At 66.3% G+C, this 14,837-nt stretch carries 10 protein-coding genes; 4 read left to right on the top strand and 6 right to left on the bottom strand.

The window, feature by feature from the left end:
* Positions 1–24 precede the first annotated feature (24 nt).
* The 5 genes from zwf to JWQ90_RS27110 all read right to left on the bottom strand — a co-directional run bounded on the left by zwf (position 25) and on the right by JWQ90_RS27110 (position 5,405).
* Positions 25–1,488, bottom strand: coding sequence for a glucose-6-phosphate dehydrogenase (zwf, locus tag JWQ90_RS27130; RefSeq protein ID WP_299698212.1), 1,464 nt, complete (start codon positions 1,486–1,488; stop codon positions 25–27).
* A gap of 181 nt (positions 1,489–1,669) precedes the next feature.
* A complete protein-coding gene (locus JWQ90_RS27125) occupies positions 1,670–3,049 on the bottom strand; it encodes a GGDEF domain-containing protein (RefSeq protein ID WP_299698211.1) in 1,380 nt (459 codons plus the stop codon).
* 164 nt (positions 3,050–3,213) lie between these two features.
* The gene (locus JWQ90_RS27120; protein ID WP_299698210.1) at positions 3,214–3,702 is read right to left on the bottom strand and encodes a GAF domain-containing protein; all 489 of its coding nucleotides are present in this window, start codon (positions 3,700–3,702) and stop codon (positions 3,214–3,216) included.
* Positions 3,703–3,745: 43 nt separating this feature from the next.
* Positions 3,746–4,771, bottom strand: a complete 1,026-nt coding sequence (locus JWQ90_RS27115; protein ID WP_299698209.1) for a phospholipase A — start codon at positions 4,769–4,771, stop codon at positions 3,746–3,748.
* Positions 4,772–4,781: 10 nt separating this feature from the next.
* On the bottom strand, positions 4,782–5,405 hold the full coding sequence (locus JWQ90_RS27110; protein WP_299698208.1) for a type IV toxin-antitoxin system AbiEi family antitoxin domain-containing protein: 624 nt from the start codon (positions 5,403–5,405) through the stop codon (positions 4,782–4,784).
* A 203-nt stretch (positions 5,406–5,608) separates the two neighbouring features.
* On the opposite strand from JWQ90_RS27110, the gene JWQ90_RS27105 reads away from it, so the two are divergent.
* From JWQ90_RS27105 to JWQ90_RS27095, 3 genes are all read left to right on the top strand, one after another.
* Positions 5,609–7,405, top strand: coding sequence for a monovalent cation:proton antiporter-2 (CPA2) family protein (locus JWQ90_RS27105; protein ID WP_299698207.1), 1,797 nt, complete (start codon positions 5,609–5,611; stop codon positions 7,403–7,405).
* A gap of 121 nt (positions 7,406–7,526) precedes the next feature.
* On the top strand, positions 7,527–8,816 hold the full coding sequence (locus JWQ90_RS27100; RefSeq protein WP_299698206.1) for an adenylate/guanylate cyclase domain-containing protein: 1,290 nt from the start codon (positions 7,527–7,529) through the stop codon (positions 8,814–8,816).
* Positions 8,817–8,969: 153 nt separating this feature from the next.
* Complete coding sequence (locus JWQ90_RS27095) at positions 8,970–11,132, top strand: bifunctional (p)ppGpp synthetase/guanosine-3',5'-bis(diphosphate) 3'-pyrophosphohydrolase (protein ID WP_299698205.1); 2,163 nt, start codon at positions 8,970–8,972, stop codon at positions 11,130–11,132.
* A gap of 109 nt (positions 11,133–11,241) precedes the next feature.
* Here JWQ90_RS27095 and JWQ90_RS27090 read toward each other — a convergent pair whose 3' ends face one another.
* Positions 11,242–12,792 carry a S41 family peptidase gene (locus JWQ90_RS27090; RefSeq protein WP_299698204.1) on the bottom strand — a complete coding sequence of 517 codons (1,551 nt, stop codon included), beginning with the start codon at positions 12,790–12,792 and terminating at the stop codon, positions 11,242–11,244.
* A 129-nt stretch (positions 12,793–12,921) separates the two neighbouring features.
* Here JWQ90_RS27090 and JWQ90_RS27085 point away from each other — a divergent pair, with 129 nt between their 5' ends.
* Positions 12,922–14,739, top strand: coding sequence for an ABC transporter ATP-binding protein/permease (locus tag JWQ90_RS27085; RefSeq protein ID WP_299698203.1), 1,818 nt, complete (start codon positions 12,922–12,924; stop codon positions 14,737–14,739).
* Positions 14,740–14,837: the final 98 nt, after the last annotated feature.

Raw genomic sequence — 14,837 nt, 5'->3', positions numbered from 1 at the left:
GGGGTTCGCTGCGCTCACCCCAACCTACTGCCCGGTCTTGTTGCTGTCCCGCCACGCGCGCTCGAACGGCAGCCGCCAGGCATGCGGCGCGATCAGCTGGTGGACCGCTTTCGGTCCCCAGGAACCCGGCTCGTAGAAGCGCACCGGCGGCGGTGATTCCAGCAGCGGCGCCGACACTTCCCACAGGCGCTCGATGCCGTCGGCGGTCGTGAACAGCGTGTGGTCGCCGCGCATCGCGTCGAGTATCAGGCGCTCGTAGGCCTCCAGCACGTCGCCGATCAGGCCGGTGTCGTGCATCGCGAACTGCAGGCTGAGCTTGTCCAGCCGCATGCCCGGGCCCGGGCGCTTGCCGTAGAACGACAGCGACATCTTCGATGCGTCCGCGAGGTCGAAGGTCAGGTGATCCGGCCCCTGTGCGCCGACGCCGGAGCCGCTGGGGAACATGCTCTTGGGCGGCTCGCGGAACGCAATCGAGATGATGCGCTGGCCTTCGGCGAGCTTCTTGCCGGTGCGCAGGTAGAACGGCACGCCGGCCCAGCGCCAGTTGTCGATCAGGCATTTCAGCGCGATGAAGGTTTCGGTGTCCGAGGTCGGGTCGACCCCTTCCTCGCTCCGATAGCCCGCGTACTGGCCGCGCACCACATGCGCCGGATCGATCGGCAGCATGCTGCGGAACACCTTGTTCTTCTCCTCGGAGATCGGCGCCGGCGCCAGCGCGGTCGGCGGCTCCATCGCCATGAACGCCAGGATCTGCATCAGGTGCGTGACCACCATGTCGCGGTAGGCGCCGGTCTGTTCGTAGAAACCCGAGCGTTTGCCCAGGCCCAGGGTTTCGGGCACGTCGATCTGCACGTGGTCGATGAAGTTGCGGTTCCAGATCGGCTCGAACAGGCCGTTGGCGAAGCGGAACGCGAGGATGTTCTGCGCCGGCTCCTTGCCCAGGAAATGATCGATGCGGAAGATTTGCTGCTCGTCGAAGACCTCGTGCAGCTTGGCGTTCAGGATCACCGCGCTGGCCAGGTCGGTGCCGAAGGGCTTTTCCATGATGATGCGCGAGCCCGCCACCAGCCCGGCTTCGCCGAGCATCCGTACCGCCGACAGCGCCGCACTGGGCGGCACGCTCATGTAGTGCAGCCGGCGGGTCTGGCCGCTGAAAGACTGCTCGGCTTTCTCCACCGCGGCCTTGAGCGCGTCGGCACCGGCGGAGATCGGCACGTAGTCCAGGCTGTCGGCGAAGGCATGCCAGTCGGCCGGCGTCAGCTTGCGCTTGGAAAACTCCTCCAGCGCCTTGCGGGCGATCTGGCGGAAGCCGTCGGCATCGATATCGTCCAGCGACAGGCCGATGATCCGGCAGCCCGGGATGAACCCGGCGCTGGCCAGGTGGAACAGGCCCGGCAACAGTTTTCGCCGCGACAGGTCGCCGGTGGCGCCGACCAGCACCACGATCTGCGGATGCTGCGGCCCCACTCCGGGAGGAATCTTGGCCATCGTTGTTGTCCTTTGTGTGAGTGAAGCGTTCCTCTTGGAAGCTCGCAGCAAAACGGACGCCAATTGCCGGGTTGAGTAGGTTGGGGTGAGTAGGTTGGGGTGAGCGCAGCGAACCCCAACATTTGTCCGCGCCGATGTTGGGGATCGCTGCGCTCACCCCAACCTACACACTACACACAGTTCAGGCCGCGATGCAGCAGCGGTTCCGGCCGCCGCGCTTGGCCTGATACAGCGCCTGGTCCGCGCGCTCGAACAGCGACTCCGGGGTGTCGTTCTCGCGGAATCCGGTGACGCCGCAGGATACCGTGATCGACACCGGCAGCTGGCGGAAATGAAAGCCGATCTTCTCGATGGTTTGCCGCAGCTTGTCGGTGACCGCCAGTGCCCGCGTCGGCGTCACGTCGTCCAGCAGCAGCACGAACTCCTCGCCGCCGTAGCGCGCCAGGAAATCGTGATCGCGCAGTCGATGCCCCAGCTGTTTCGCCAGCACCTGCAGCACCTTGTCGCCGGCGGTGTGGCCGTACTGATCGTTGATCAGTTTGAAATGGTCGACGTCGAAGGCGGCGATGCTGCGCGGCCGCTGGTCGCGCTTCCAGGCGGAGATCTCGGCGGCGATTCTTTCGTCGTAGGCGGCGCGGTTCGGAACGCCGGTCAGGCCGTCGTGGCTGGCCTTGCGTTCGAGCTTGCGCACCGAGTGGTTCAGCGTCTGCGTCTGGTTTTCCAAGTCCTCGATGCGCAGGCGCAGCGCCTCGGTGCGCTCGCGATGGGTCTGCACACGCGCGTCGTCGCGAGCCCGGTGGTCGCGCACGCGCTGGTCGATCGCGGTCAGCCGCCGGTACACCTGGGTCTGCAGGCTCACCAGATCGCTGGCGTCGCGGGTATGCGTGTACAGCGCCTCGGTTTCGGACAGCAGTTGCTGGCCAAAGGCCTGGCCGTCGGCCTGGGCGCTGGCGCGTTCCTCGGTTTCGCCGCGCAGATGGTCGGCGATGTCTTCCAGGCGCGCGTTGAGGGTTTGCAGCAGGCGGTCGGCATCGGCCTTGTCCCGGCGCAGCGATTGCGCCTGCGCGTCGGCCAGATCGGCGACCTGCACGGCGACGATCGCCAGCGTGTCGTGGCCGCTCAGCTCGGGCAGCTTGGCCAGCAGTTCGCGTGCGCGCGCTGCCGCTTCCGGCAGATCGCTGAGCCGGTCGAGCAGGCGTTGCAGGGTCTGGGTCAGGGCCAGCGGCGCGGAGTAGGGCTCGATGTTGGCCGGCTGCGCGGCGACGGGATGCGCGACCGCCGCGATCGGTGCCGCGGCAGACGGGCGCTGATCGAGCAACGTCACCGCCTGAGTCAGCTGGCTCAGCAGTGATTCCAGCGGCCCGCTCTCGGCCGGCCGCCGCAGCGTGCCGAGCAGCTGGGTCAGGGCATCATCGAGCGTCTCGTGCTGGCCGCGCGCGGCGATGCACAGCCGGCTGGCGATGCGCCGCAGCAACTCCTCGGTATCGCGCCATTGCCGTTCGCGCTTGTCGAGTTCCTCGACCGTCTCGCGGTATTGACGCTGCCAGCGGTCAGGCTCCATGAGGGCGCGATAGGGGGAGTAGGGGTAAGCCCTTATCGACCGGCGCCGCTGTTACTTGAGGGCCTCAATCGCGGACAAGGTCCGCTCCTACAGACGCGTCACCAAGGGTCCGCCGCATTCCTGTAGGAGCGGTCCTTGACCGCGATTGAGGCCCCGCCGCCGCCTCAAACGTCCGAAGCCGCGACCCAAAGCGCGGCCAGATGTTCCAGCCCGGCGCGATCATCCGCATCGAATCGCGCCCGCTTCGGGCTGTCCAGATCCAGCACGCCGATCAGCCGCTCGCCGGCCACCAGCGGCACCACGATCTCGCTGTTGGAGGCGGCATCGCAGGCGATGTGTCCCGGGAACTCGTGCACGTCTATCACCAGCTGCGTGCTGCGCGTCGCCGCGGCGGTACCGCAGACGCCGCGGCCGAGCGCGATGCGGATGCAGGCCGGCTTGCCCTGGAACGGGCCGAGCACCAGTTCACCATTCTTGTACAGATAGAAGCCGGCCCAGTTCAGCTCGGGCAGGCCGTGATAGATCAGCGCGGCGAGGTTGGCGGCGTTGGCGATCGCGTCGCGTTCGCCGGCGAACAGACCGCCGGCTTGAGCGATCAGGCTGGCGTAGCGCTCGGGCTTGGGCAGATCCGTGGTGTCTTCGATCTCGAACATGCGCTACAGCTTAAGGCCGAAGACGCAGAACTCAATCGGAGCACTATCGCGAGAACGCCACGCCGACGCCGATGCGCGTGATCGAGCGATCGTAATCGAGCAGGCTTTCGCCATAGCCCTGCCACAGATACACCTGGTAGAACACCGAGCCATCGCGCGACGGGATCGTGTAGTTCACGTTCAGCGCGCCGTGGCCGGTCTCGGGGTTCATCCTCACCATCGTGTGGATCACCTGGCGCTTGCCGATCTGCTGCTGGTAGTGGATCTCGCCGTAGCCGTAGTGATCCTCGATGTCGGGGTTGTCGTCGCCCTTGGGATCGTCCGGGGTCTTCTTCTTGTCCTCCGGTATCCGGTACCAGGCTTTCAGGTACCACAGCGACTTGCCCTCGGCGCGGAACGGCGCGATGTAGAGCCGGTTCCAGGAGCGCGAATCCGGCACGTCCTGGCCGTTGGATTCGTGCTCGGCACCGATGTCCGCGCCCCAGTAGTGCCACTTTTTCGGGTCGGGCGTCCAGCGGTAGAACAGCTCCGGGTTGTAGTCGGTTTCGCGGAACGGCCGCGAGCGGTCGGAATCGTAGACCTGCCAGAACGAGCGCTGGCTGTAGCCGAAGTAGAACGGTGTGCCGAACAGCTGCACCTTGGCGCTGATCGCGAAGATCACCTCGGTCTGCGCGCCGGTGTAGTCGGGGCTGTAGGTCGCCGGCAGGATGTACATCGGCTTGTGCGTCGACAGACCCTTGGACACCGACACGATCGAGTAGGCGTTGGGATCGTCGCCGCGCATGCGCGAGAACAGATCGCGCGATGTGTCGGCGGGCGCCGGAGTATCGGACGGCAGCGCCGCGGTTGCGGCGTCCTTGGCTTTCTCGCCCAGCGTCGGGCTGACCGCCTGCGGCTGCACTTCGGCGGCCGGCGGGTCGGCGACGAGCTGCGGCGGCTCCGGGCTCGCCGCTTGCGGATCCGGATCGGCTGCCGAAGCGGGCGCAGGTGTCGGCGCCTCGGCCGCCATCGCCGATGAAGCCGCGCAGAAGTTTGCCGCGCACAGCAGCAGCCAGACCCGGTATTTCATCTGCGTCCCTTCAAAAGTCGAAGCTGGGCGACGCGAGTGCATCCACGTAGGGCTTCATCACGCGTTCCACCCGGCACAGCTTGGCGTAGTGCCAGAGCTTTTCCATGTTGACTTTGTGCGCGGCGAAGCCGGCGCGCAGTGCGTCGACCGCAATATGCGGGCCGATCTTGTTGCGGAACTTGAACAGGTCGGCCAGCGTCTTTTCCAGGCAGTAGATGCTGACGACGACGCTTTCGATCTCGTGGTGCTCGACACCCTCGGTGAACGCGGGGCCGCCGAGGCGCGCCACCTTCACTTCCGGATAATCGAGCCGCGGCCGCGCCGCGCGCCGTTCGATCGCGATATAGACTTCGTCGGTGAGCGGTTCGGCGAGCCCGTGAAAGGCCAGCGCCGAGCGCAGGCAGATCACGCCGTTGGGGACCGCGCGGCCGGCGACGGCGAGCGCGAGATGCGGCGTGACCTGCTTGTCGGCGAGCACGTAGCTGCCGCGGCCCACCTTTTTGATCAAGCCCTTGTCGCAAACGCGACGCAGGTACTCGGCCTGGATGCCCTCGGCTGCTAAATCCTTCGGACGCAATACACCGAGCTTGCCCGCAAGCTCGACGATGCGATCGGATTTGCTCGGTTCATCCATCAGGCGGGCTAGCGTGTGCGCAAGCGTAAATAGTTTTTAAAATCTGTATATATTTGAGAACAAGTTTGAAAGTATTGCAAGAGATCGTTTCAAGCTATTAATTGTAAACAATATTGTGACAAAGTCTTGAGTGATTTCCGCCGAATGGCAGCAATCGCCAAGCAATCGCCTGGTCTGGGCGACCTAGGGAAAGGACGCTGCCGATGCTGCTGGATATCGCCTTGTTTCTCGCCGCCGCCGTGCTCTTCGTGCCGCTGTTCAAGCGGCTCGGCCTGGGCGCGGTGCTCGGTTATCTCGCCGCCGGCGTCTGCATCGGGCCCTGGGGCCTGGGCCTGATTTCGGATGTCGAATCGATCCTGCACTTCTCCGAATTCGGCGTGGTGCTGCTGCTGTTCATCATCGGCCTGGAATTGCAGCCGACCCGGTTGTGGCGTCTGCGCTCGGCGGTGTTCGGCAGCGGCGGACTGCAGGTGCTGCTGACGACGATCGCGCTCGCCGGCATCGCGCTCGCGGCCGGCCTGTCGCCGAGCACCGCGCTGATCGCCGGCTTCGGTCTGGCGATGTCGTCCACCGCCTTCGTGTTGCAGATGCTGGCCGAGCGCGGCGAACTCACCACGCGCCATGGCCGCGGCGCGTTCGCGATCCTGCTGTTTCAGGATCTATCGATCATCCCGTTCCTGGCGCTGGTGCCGGTGCTGGCGATCGGCGAGGGTGCGCATGCGGCGTCGGGCCAGTCGACCACGCTTAGCGTCGCGATGGCCGTCGCCGCGGTGGTGCTGACCGTGCTCGGTGGCCGCTATGCGCTGCGCCCGTTGCTGCGTGCGCTGGCCAAGATCCAGGTCGCGGAAATCTTCACCGCGGCGGCGCTGTTGGTGGTGATCGCCACGGCGCTGGCGATGGACGCGGTCGGGCTGTCGATGTCGCTCGGCGCCTTCCTCGCCGGCGTGCTGCTGGCCGATTCCGAATATCGCCACGAGCTGCAGGCCGACATCGAACCGTTCAAGGGCCTGCTGCTGGGCCTGTTCTTCATCGCGGTGGGCATGTCGGCCAATGTCGGCCTATTCGCCGAGCATCCGCTGCAGGTGCTGGCGGTGGTGGCCGGGCTGATCGTGGTCAAGGCCGCGGTGATCTTCGTCGTCGGCCGGCTGTTCGGCATGCCCGCTGATTCCTCGCGCTCACTGGCGCTGGCGCTGGCGCAGGGCGGCGAGTTCGCGTTCGTGCTGTTCGGCGTCGCGGTCGGCGCGGGCCTGCTCGACCCGGCGCTGCAGGATCTGCTGGTGCTGTCGGTGACGCTGTCGATGATGCTGGCGCCGCTCATCTATATGGTGCATGCGCGGATGCGGCCCGAGATTGCGCCGCCGCCGTTCGACGAGATCGACATCGAGGCGGCACCGGTGGTGATCGCCGGCTTCGGGCCTTTCGGCCAGATCGTCGGCCGTATCCTGCGCATGCGCCGCATCCGCTACTCGGTGCTCGACAAGAATGCCGACAACGTCGCGTTCCTGCGCCGTCTCGGCATCCCGGTTTTCTACAGCGACGCCTCGCGTTTCGAAGTGTTGCGCGCCGCGCACACCGGCGACGCCCGGCTGCTGGTGGTCGCGATCTCCGATCCGGCCGAATCCAGGCGCGTGGTGGAGACCGCGCGCCATCACTATCCGACGCTGACTATCATCGCCATCGCCCGCACCCGTCAGCACGCGCTGGATCTGCTCGACATGGGCGTCAAGAGCGTGGTCCGGCGCAGCTATTTCTCGTCGCTGGAGGCAACGCGCAAGGTGCTGCTGGCGCTGGGCGAAAGCGAGACCCTGGTCGAGCGCACGATCAGCACCTTCCGCCGCCACGACGAGAAAACCCTGCTGCGCCAGCTGGCCGGATCGCGCGACGAGCAGTCGCTGCTGCAGGCCGCGCGCGAGGCGAATCGCGAGCTCGAAGAGCTGTTCGATTCGGACGCCGAGGCCGCGCCGATGGTCGACGAGCTGGCGAAGAAGCGCGTGGCCTGAATCGCGCCGAATGTAGGTCGGCAGTCCCTTGCCGACATGCACCTTCAATGCGTAACCGGGGGGCTCACGTCGGCAAGGGATTGCCGACCTACGCTAGGCTGATGCCGCTAGGGGAGAACGCTTGGGCAACATCACGCCGCAGGTGCTGGTATCGCTGGTTGCGCTCGGCATGGCGCTGGCGTTCCTGTCGGCCGACCGCAAGAGCAGCACTTCGCGGGCGCTGGCCAGCGCGCTGGCCGCAACCGGCCTGGCGATCTTCCTGAACCAGGGCCTGATCCCGGATGCGCGGCATGCGCCGAGCTGGTCGGGCTGGCTGGCGCTGCCGGAATCGCTGGCGATCGTCATGATGCTCGAGTGGCTGCTGCGCGCGCGCCGCACGGTGCCGGTGCCGGCGGATTTCGACACGCGTTTCGGCGACCGCGTGCTGCGCTTCGGCCAGCTCAGCGGCGTGGCCTATTCGGTGTTCGCGTTGCTGTGGCCGCAGATTCGCCTCGACGACTTTCTGCGCTCGGCCGACGGCCGCGGCGCTTTCGGCCGCGCCGGATTCTGGCTGTTCGCGACGCCGGTGCTGCTCGCGGTTTTCGCCGGCATGACCTCGCTGGTGCTGCTGCTGAACCGGCGCCCGGATCGCAGCGAACGCCTGCGCCTGCTGGCCTTCGCCGGCTGCATCCCGTTCATGGTGTCGGGCTTCGTGCTGCCGCCGCAGCTGGCATCGGTCGCGATCGTGATCGGCGAGATGATCCTGCTGATCGGATCGGTGCACTACCACGTGATGCAGGGCCAGCGCGGCCTGTTCATGGCGCGCTTCCTGTCGCCGGAGGTGGCGCGACTGGTGTCCGAGCGCGGGCTGCGCCAGGCGATGCAGGACAGCCAGCTGACGATCACCGCAGTGGCCTGCGATCTGCGCGGTTTCTCGAGTTTTGCGCGCGCGGTGCCATCGCAACTGGTGATCCAGGTGCTGCGCGAGTATTACGACACGGCGGGCAAGGTCGTGGCTCAGTACGGCGGCACGATCAAGGACTACGCTGGCGACGGCATCCTGGTGCTGGTCGGCGCGCCGATCGCGCTGCCGGACCACGCCGGGCGCGCGATCGAGCTGTCGCTGCGGCTGCGCAGTGTCTGCCAGGAGCTGATCGAGCAGTGGAGCGAGCTCGGCCCGCGGCTCGGCATCGGTGTCGGTGTCGCCAGCGGCCCGGTCACGGTCGGCGTGATCGGCGGCATCGCTCGCCTGGAATACACCGCGGTCGGTTCGGCGGTGAACCTGGCCTGCCGGCTGTGCGAGCAGGCCCACGACGGCGAGATCCTGATCGACGACACGACGCAACTCGGCGCCGGCAGCCTCACGGCAAGCTCGCGCGAGCCGCTGATCCTGAAAGGCTTCGGCGAGCCGGTCGCGCATTTCAGTATCTGATCGACGCCGGCTGCCGGTGTAGCCGGTGTAGGTTGGGGTGAGCATCGCGAACCCCAACATTCGTTCCGCGCCGATGTTGGGGTTCGCGATGCTCACCCCAACCTACGATCCACGATCGAATGAGATTTTGAGCGCCGCTGTTATAGTCAGAACATGGATCTCCCGGTCATCAATCGTCTGAGCACGGCGCTGCACAAGCGCAGCGTGGTGCGCGAGTTCGGTATCGAGTCGCTGGTCAAGGTACTCGACGAGTACCTGCCGGAAGACCAGATCGCCGACGTGCGCCGCGCCTACGAGTTCGGCGCCAAGCATCACGCCGGGCAGAACCGCAGCTCCGGCGAGCCCTACATCTATCACCCGCTGGCGGTCGCGCGCATCCTCGCCGAAATGCGCATGGACGCGACCACGCTGATGGCCGCGATCCTGCACGACGTCATCGAGGACACCGAGGTCTCCAAGGACCGCGTCGCGATGGTGTTCGGCAAGGACGTCGCCGACCTGGTCGAGGGCGTCACCAAGATCGGCAAGGTCGAGGGCCTGTCGCGCGCCGAGCTGCAGGCCGAGAGCTTCCGCAAGCTGCTGCTGGCGATGACTCACGACCTGCGCGTGATCCTGGTCAAGCTCGCCGACCGCCTGCACAACATGCGCACGCTCGGCGCCACCGAGCCCGAGAAGCGCATCCGCGTCGCCAAGGAGACGCTGCAGATCTACGCGCCGATCGCGCAGCGCCTCGGCATCCACACGATCCGCACCCAGCTCGAGGATCTGGCGTTCGCCAACATGCATCCCGAGCGCCATCGCGTGCTCGAGCGCGCGATCGACGACCAGATCGGCGATTCCAAGAACCTGATCAAGGGCGTCGAGAGCAAGATCGCCAAGGCGCTGCGCGAAGAAGGCATCGGCGCGACCGTGGTCGGCCGCGAAAAGAACATTTACAGCATCTACCAGAAGATGCGGCGCAAGAAGATGCGCCTGCTGCAGGTGATGGATCTGCTGGGCTTCCGCATCATCGTCGCCAAGGTCGACGACTGCTATCGCGCGCTCGGCGTGGTGCATCACGTCTACAAGCCGGTGCCGGGCGGCTTCGACGACTACATCGCCAACTCCAAGGCCAACGGCTACCAGAGCCTGCACACCACCTGCATCGGGCCGGAAGGCCACAAGATCGAAGTCCAGATCCGCACGCGCGAGATGCACCACATCGCCGACTCCGGCATCGCCGCGCACTGGCAGTACAAGATGGGCAGCAAGGACGGCGTGTCGTCGGCGCCGCAGGTGCGCGCCAACGAATGGCTGCGCGGGCTGTTCGACGAACTGGGTACGGCTGGATCGCTGGAGTTCATCGAGGGCGTCAAGGTCGACCTGTTCCCGGACGAGGTCTACGTGTTCACGCCCAAGGGCCTGATCCGGCGCATGCCCAAGGGCGCGACCTCGGTGGACTTCGCCTACTCGGTGCACTCGGAGCTGGGTGATCGCTGTGTCGCTGCGCGCATCGACGGCAGCCTGGAGCCGCTGAATACGCCTTTGAGAAGTGGGCAAACCGTCGAGATCATCACCGCCCGGCATGCGCGGCCGAACGCGGCCTGGCTGAACTTCGTCAAGACCGCGAAAGCGCGCAGCCACATCCGCAACTTCCTGCGCAACCAGCGCGAGGACGAGGCGGTGCGCCTGGGCCGTCGCCTGATCGAGATCGCGATGCGCGATCTCGGCGTGCCGCTGGGCAAACTGCGCGAAGAAGCGGCCGAGCCGGTGCTGAAGGCCTACGGCCTGAAGGACATGGAGGAGTTGTACGCGGCCATCGGCACCGGCGAGCGCCTGGCGCCGCTGGTCGCGCGGCACTTCCTGCCGGACCAGAACTCGAGCAAATCGGATACCTCGACGGCCGCGCCGCTGGCGATCGAGGGCACCGAGGGCCTGGTCGTCGATTACGCGCGCTGCTGCCGGCCGATCCCGGGCGACGATATCCGCGGCAACGTCAGCGTCGGCCGCGGCATCGTCATCCACCGCATCGACTGCAAGCACGCCAAGGCCAGGCCGCAGGACTGGGTACCGCTGATCTGGGCCGACCAGGTGCTGGGCGACTACCTGTCCGAAATCCGCGTGCATGCGCTGAACCAGCGCGGCCTGCTGGCGCGGGTCACCGCCGAAATCACCAGCTCCGAATCCAGCATCGAGAACGTGCAGATGCCGGACCGCGCCGGCGGCGAGACCATCGAGATCCGCTTCATCATCACGGTGAAATCGCGGGTGCATCTGGCGCACGTGATGCGGCGTCTGCATCGGCTCGACGGCGTGGAGAAAGTCGTCCGCACGTAGGTCGGCAATCCCTTGCCGACGTGCTGAGTAGGTTGGGGTGAGCGCAGCGAACCCCAACATTCGTTCCGCGCCGATGTTGGGGTTCGCTGTGCTCACCCCAACCTACACGCTACTTCGGACGCCCCAGAATCCGGTTCTCGCGCAGCGGGCTGCGCAGCAGCTTCATCGGCTCGCGCGCCGCGTGCGTTTCGTCGAACGACGCGGCCCGGCTCGCCGTCACTGCACAGCTGCCGTTACTGCGATAACTCAGCGCCGTCGCCAGCAGCGCCTCGTTCGGATCGCCGAGCGCATGGCCCAAATCGTCGTCCACAGCGCAGTTCGGAGCGAAACCGTCGGCGTAGTCGCCGAAGCCCAGGGCATTGACGCCGGCGAACTCGATCGCGAAGTACGACAGCCCGCAGTTGTCAGTCGGGAAAAAACCATACGGCTTGCCGCAGGTGGTGTCGCCGATCAGCACCACATCGACATTGACGCCGCGCAGGCCGTTGATCACCGCCTCGCTCGCCGAACACGTGCCTGGTCCTGCCAGCACGAACAGCCGCTGCAGGCTCAGGCTCGGCAGGCTGCTGCCGCTGCTGACCGACGGGTCGAAGCCAACTGCGGCGGCATGAAAGGGCGTGGCGATGCCGTCGACCTGCGCCAATGGGTTTTTGTCGTTGAAGCTGAGCTTCTCGAAGACCTTGCCGCTGGTGCGCGCGCTGCCCGCGATCATGTAGCCCAGCTCACTGGCGATGTCGAGGTAGCCGCCGCCGTTGTAGCGCATGTCGAGCACCAGGTCGCTTATGCCTGCGTTGCCCAAAGCGGTGACGGCATTGATCAGCATGCCCTCAGCGGTGGCGATGTGGTCGTTGAACAGCATGTAGCCGACGCGGCCGCTGGGGGTGTCCAAGGTATGTACGTTCTGCACCGGCGTCGAGGTTACTTGCTGCGCGGTCAGGGTGACGTTGCGGTTGCTGCTGGCGCCGTAGTCGTGCAGCGTGAAGCTGTGCTGCTCGCCCTCAGCGCTGGGATACAGGCCGGCGTTGAGCGTGTAGTCGCCGGTGCTGCTGTCGTAGTCGAGCACCACGTCGCCGCCGTCGACTGCCAGAATTTCGGCGCCGCGGCCGATGCTCGCGGCCGTGGCCGGCGTGTTCGGATCGGAGTAGGCAATAACGGCCTTGCCCGGTGACTCGACGTAGAGCAGACCGATCTGCATGCCGTAGCCCACGGTGATGCCGCCCTGCGACAATGCGTCCCACTGGTCGGTCGGGTAGGTGAAGCTGAACTGGTCCTTGGACTTGCCGGAGGTCGTTGTTTGCCGTGTCTTCAAGGCCTGGAAGTAGCTATCGAGCGCATACATCACGCTGCCCTGGTAGTTAGCGGTGGTATAGGGCGCCGCGTTCACGTTCGGAATCTCGCGATACCAGAGATAGATATCGCCCATGAAGGCTTTCACCCAGCTCTTCTCGTTGTCGATGTTGCCCTGGCGATCGGGGTAGGGCTGGTTGCCGTTGTAGGGATCGTTGCCGCTGCGCGGTGCCGCACAGATCGCGGCCTTGCTATTGGCGCTGGCGGTGCGCTGCACGAAGGGATCATCGCTGCCGCTGTCGTCGCCTCCACCACCGCCGCCGCAGCCGAGCAACAGGCCGGTCAAGGTCAGGCTTGCCAGAGCGGTCAGCATCGATGAGCGGTGTGGTCCAGGCACGGCGGCGTCCCTTTGGATCTGCGATGGCTAGAGTCTAGCCGCCTGCCGCTGCGGCGATCTGGGCAAAAACCCCTGCTGGCGGCGGCTTCTCTACAATGGGCCTCCATGCCGCGCCCCAACCGCTTGCCGCCCGCCGAACCCGCAGCCGACGCCAGAGCCGAGGCGCCCGACTGGCGCATGCTGCCGGCGCTGCTGCCGCACCTGCGGGATTTCCCGGGCCGCATCGCGCTGGCGATGTCCTGCCTGGTGATCGCCAAGCTGTCCGGCGTGGCCTTGCCGCTGGTGCTCAAGCACATGGTCGACAGCCTCGACACGCGCCATCACGCGATCGCCCTCGTGCCCTTGTCCTTGCTGCTCGCCTACGGCGCGCTGCGCTTCGTCAATGTGCTGATGGGCGAGCTGCGCGACGTGGTGTTCGGCCGCGTCGCCGAGCGCGCGGTGCGCCGCGGCGCGCTGCAGGTGTTCCGCCACCTGCATGGCCTGGATCTGGACTTTCACCTGGGCCGCCGCACCGGCGGGCTGTCGCGTGATATCGAGCGCGGCGTCGCCGGCATCAGCTTCCTGCTGCGCTTCATGCTGTTCAACATCCTGCCGACGATCTTCGAGCTGGTGCTGGTCGCCGGCATCCTGCTGTGGGCGTATGGCCCTGTGTTCGCGATCATCACCGCGGTGTCGGTGACGGTGTATATCGCGTTCTCGGTGGTCGTCACCGAGTGGCGCACGCGCTTCATCCGCATCGCCAACCAGCTCGATTCGCGTGCCAACACGCGCGCGGTGGATTCGCTGCTGAACTACGAGACCGTCAAATACTTCGGCAACGAGAAGCACGAGGCCGATGAATACGACCGCTTCCTGGCCGAATGGGAAACCGCGCAGCAGCAGAACCGCCTGTCGCTGGGCCTGCTCAACGTCGGCCAGTCGCTGATCGTCGCCGGCAGCCTGAGCCTGATGATGGTGCTGGCGGCGCAGCGCGTCGCGGCCGGCGGCATGAGCCTGGGCGACTTCGTCGCGATCAACGCCTACGTCATTCAATTGTTCATTCCGCTGAACTTCCTCGGTTTCGTCTACCGCGAAATCCGCCGCGCGCTGACCGACATGAACCGCATGTTCGCGCTGCTGGACGTGACGCCGAAAGTGCAGGACGCCGCCGATGCCAAGGCGCTGGTGGTCGGCTCGCCGAGCCTGCGCTTCGAGGATGTGCGCTTCGGCTACAACGCCGATCGCACGATTCTGAAAGGCGTCAGTTTCGATATCCCGGCCGGCAAGACCGTTGCCGTGGTCGGCGCCAGCGGTGCCGGCAAGAGCACGCTGGCGCGGCTGCTGTTCCGTTTCTACGATCCGGACGGCGGCCGCATCAGCATCGACGGCCACGACCTGCGCGAATTCAGCCAGGCCAGCCTGCGCGCCGCGATCGCGGTGGTGCCGCAGGACACGGTGCTGTTCAACGACAGCCTGTTCTACAACCTGCAGTACGGCCGCCCCGGCGCGAGCCGTGAAGACGTCGAGCAGGCAGTGCGGTTGGCGCATCTGGAACGCTTCATCGCCCAGCTGCCGCAGGGCTACGACACGCCGGTCGGCGAGCGCGGCCTGAAGCTGTCCGGCGGCGAGAAGCAGCGCGTCGCGATTGCGCGCGCACTGCTGAAAAACCCGGCGATCCTGATCTTCGACGAAGCGACCTCGTCGCTGGACTCGATATCCGAGCGCGCGATCATCACTGCGATCGAAGAAGTCGCCGCACGCCGCACGACCCTGGTGATTGCGCATCGCCTGTCGACGATCGTGCACGCCGACCAGATCGTCGTGCTCGACCAGGGCCGCGTGATCGAGCAGGGCCGCCACGACCAGCTGCTGGCCGCCGGCGGCGCTTACGCCGGCCTCTGGCGCATGCAGCAGCGCGAAAGGGTTCCGGCGGAAGCCGCGTAGGTCGGCAATCCCTTGCCGACGTGAGGCCGCGATTGCGCTTCGGGCGTACCCGTCGGCAAGGGATTGCCGACCTACGTTTGTAGTCCGTTTACGACTTC

Origin of the sequence: Hydrocarboniphaga sp., from assembly GCF_028291725.1 — a bacterium.
Lineage (GTDB): Bacteria > Pseudomonadota > Gammaproteobacteria > Nevskiales > Nevskiaceae > Hydrocarboniphaga.
The sequence above is the reverse complement of the archived record's forward strand: the minus strand, read 5'-3'. Positions and strand labels throughout refer to the sequence as shown.

Excerpts from the sequence above, each read along its gene's own strand:
- JWQ90_RS27105 (WP_299698207.1), top strand. The coding sequence starts at position 5,609 with ATGCTGCTGGATATCGCCTTGTTTCTCGCCGCCGCCGTGCTCTTCGTG.
- zwf (WP_299698212.1), bottom strand. The coding sequence starts at position 1,488 with ATGGCCAAGATTCCTCCCGGAGTGGGGCCGCAGCATCCGCAGATCGTG.
- JWQ90_RS27110 (WP_299698208.1), bottom strand. The coding sequence starts at position 5,405 with ATGGATGAACCGAGCAAATCCGATCGCATCGTCGAGCTTGCGGGCAAG.
- JWQ90_RS27095 (WP_299698205.1), top strand. The coding sequence starts at position 8,970 with ATGGATCTCCCGGTCATCAATCGTCTGAGCACGGCGCTGCACAAGCGC.
- JWQ90_RS27125 (WP_299698211.1), bottom strand. The coding sequence starts at position 3,049 with ATGGAGCCTGACCGCTGGCAGCGTCAATACCGCGAGACGGTCGAGGAA.
- JWQ90_RS27085 (WP_299698203.1), top strand. The coding sequence starts at position 12,922 with ATGCCGCGCCCCAACCGCTTGCCGCCCGCCGAACCCGCAGCCGACGCC.
- JWQ90_RS27090 (WP_299698204.1), bottom strand. The coding sequence starts at position 12,792 with ATGCTGACCGCTCTGGCAAGCCTGACCTTGACCGGCCTGTTGCTCGGC.
- JWQ90_RS27120 (WP_299698210.1), bottom strand. The coding sequence starts at position 3,702 with ATGTTCGAGATCGAAGACACCACGGATCTGCCCAAGCCCGAGCGCTAC.
- JWQ90_RS27115 (WP_299698209.1), bottom strand. The coding sequence starts at position 4,771 with ATGAAATACCGGGTCTGGCTGCTGCTGTGCGCGGCAAACTTCTGCGCG.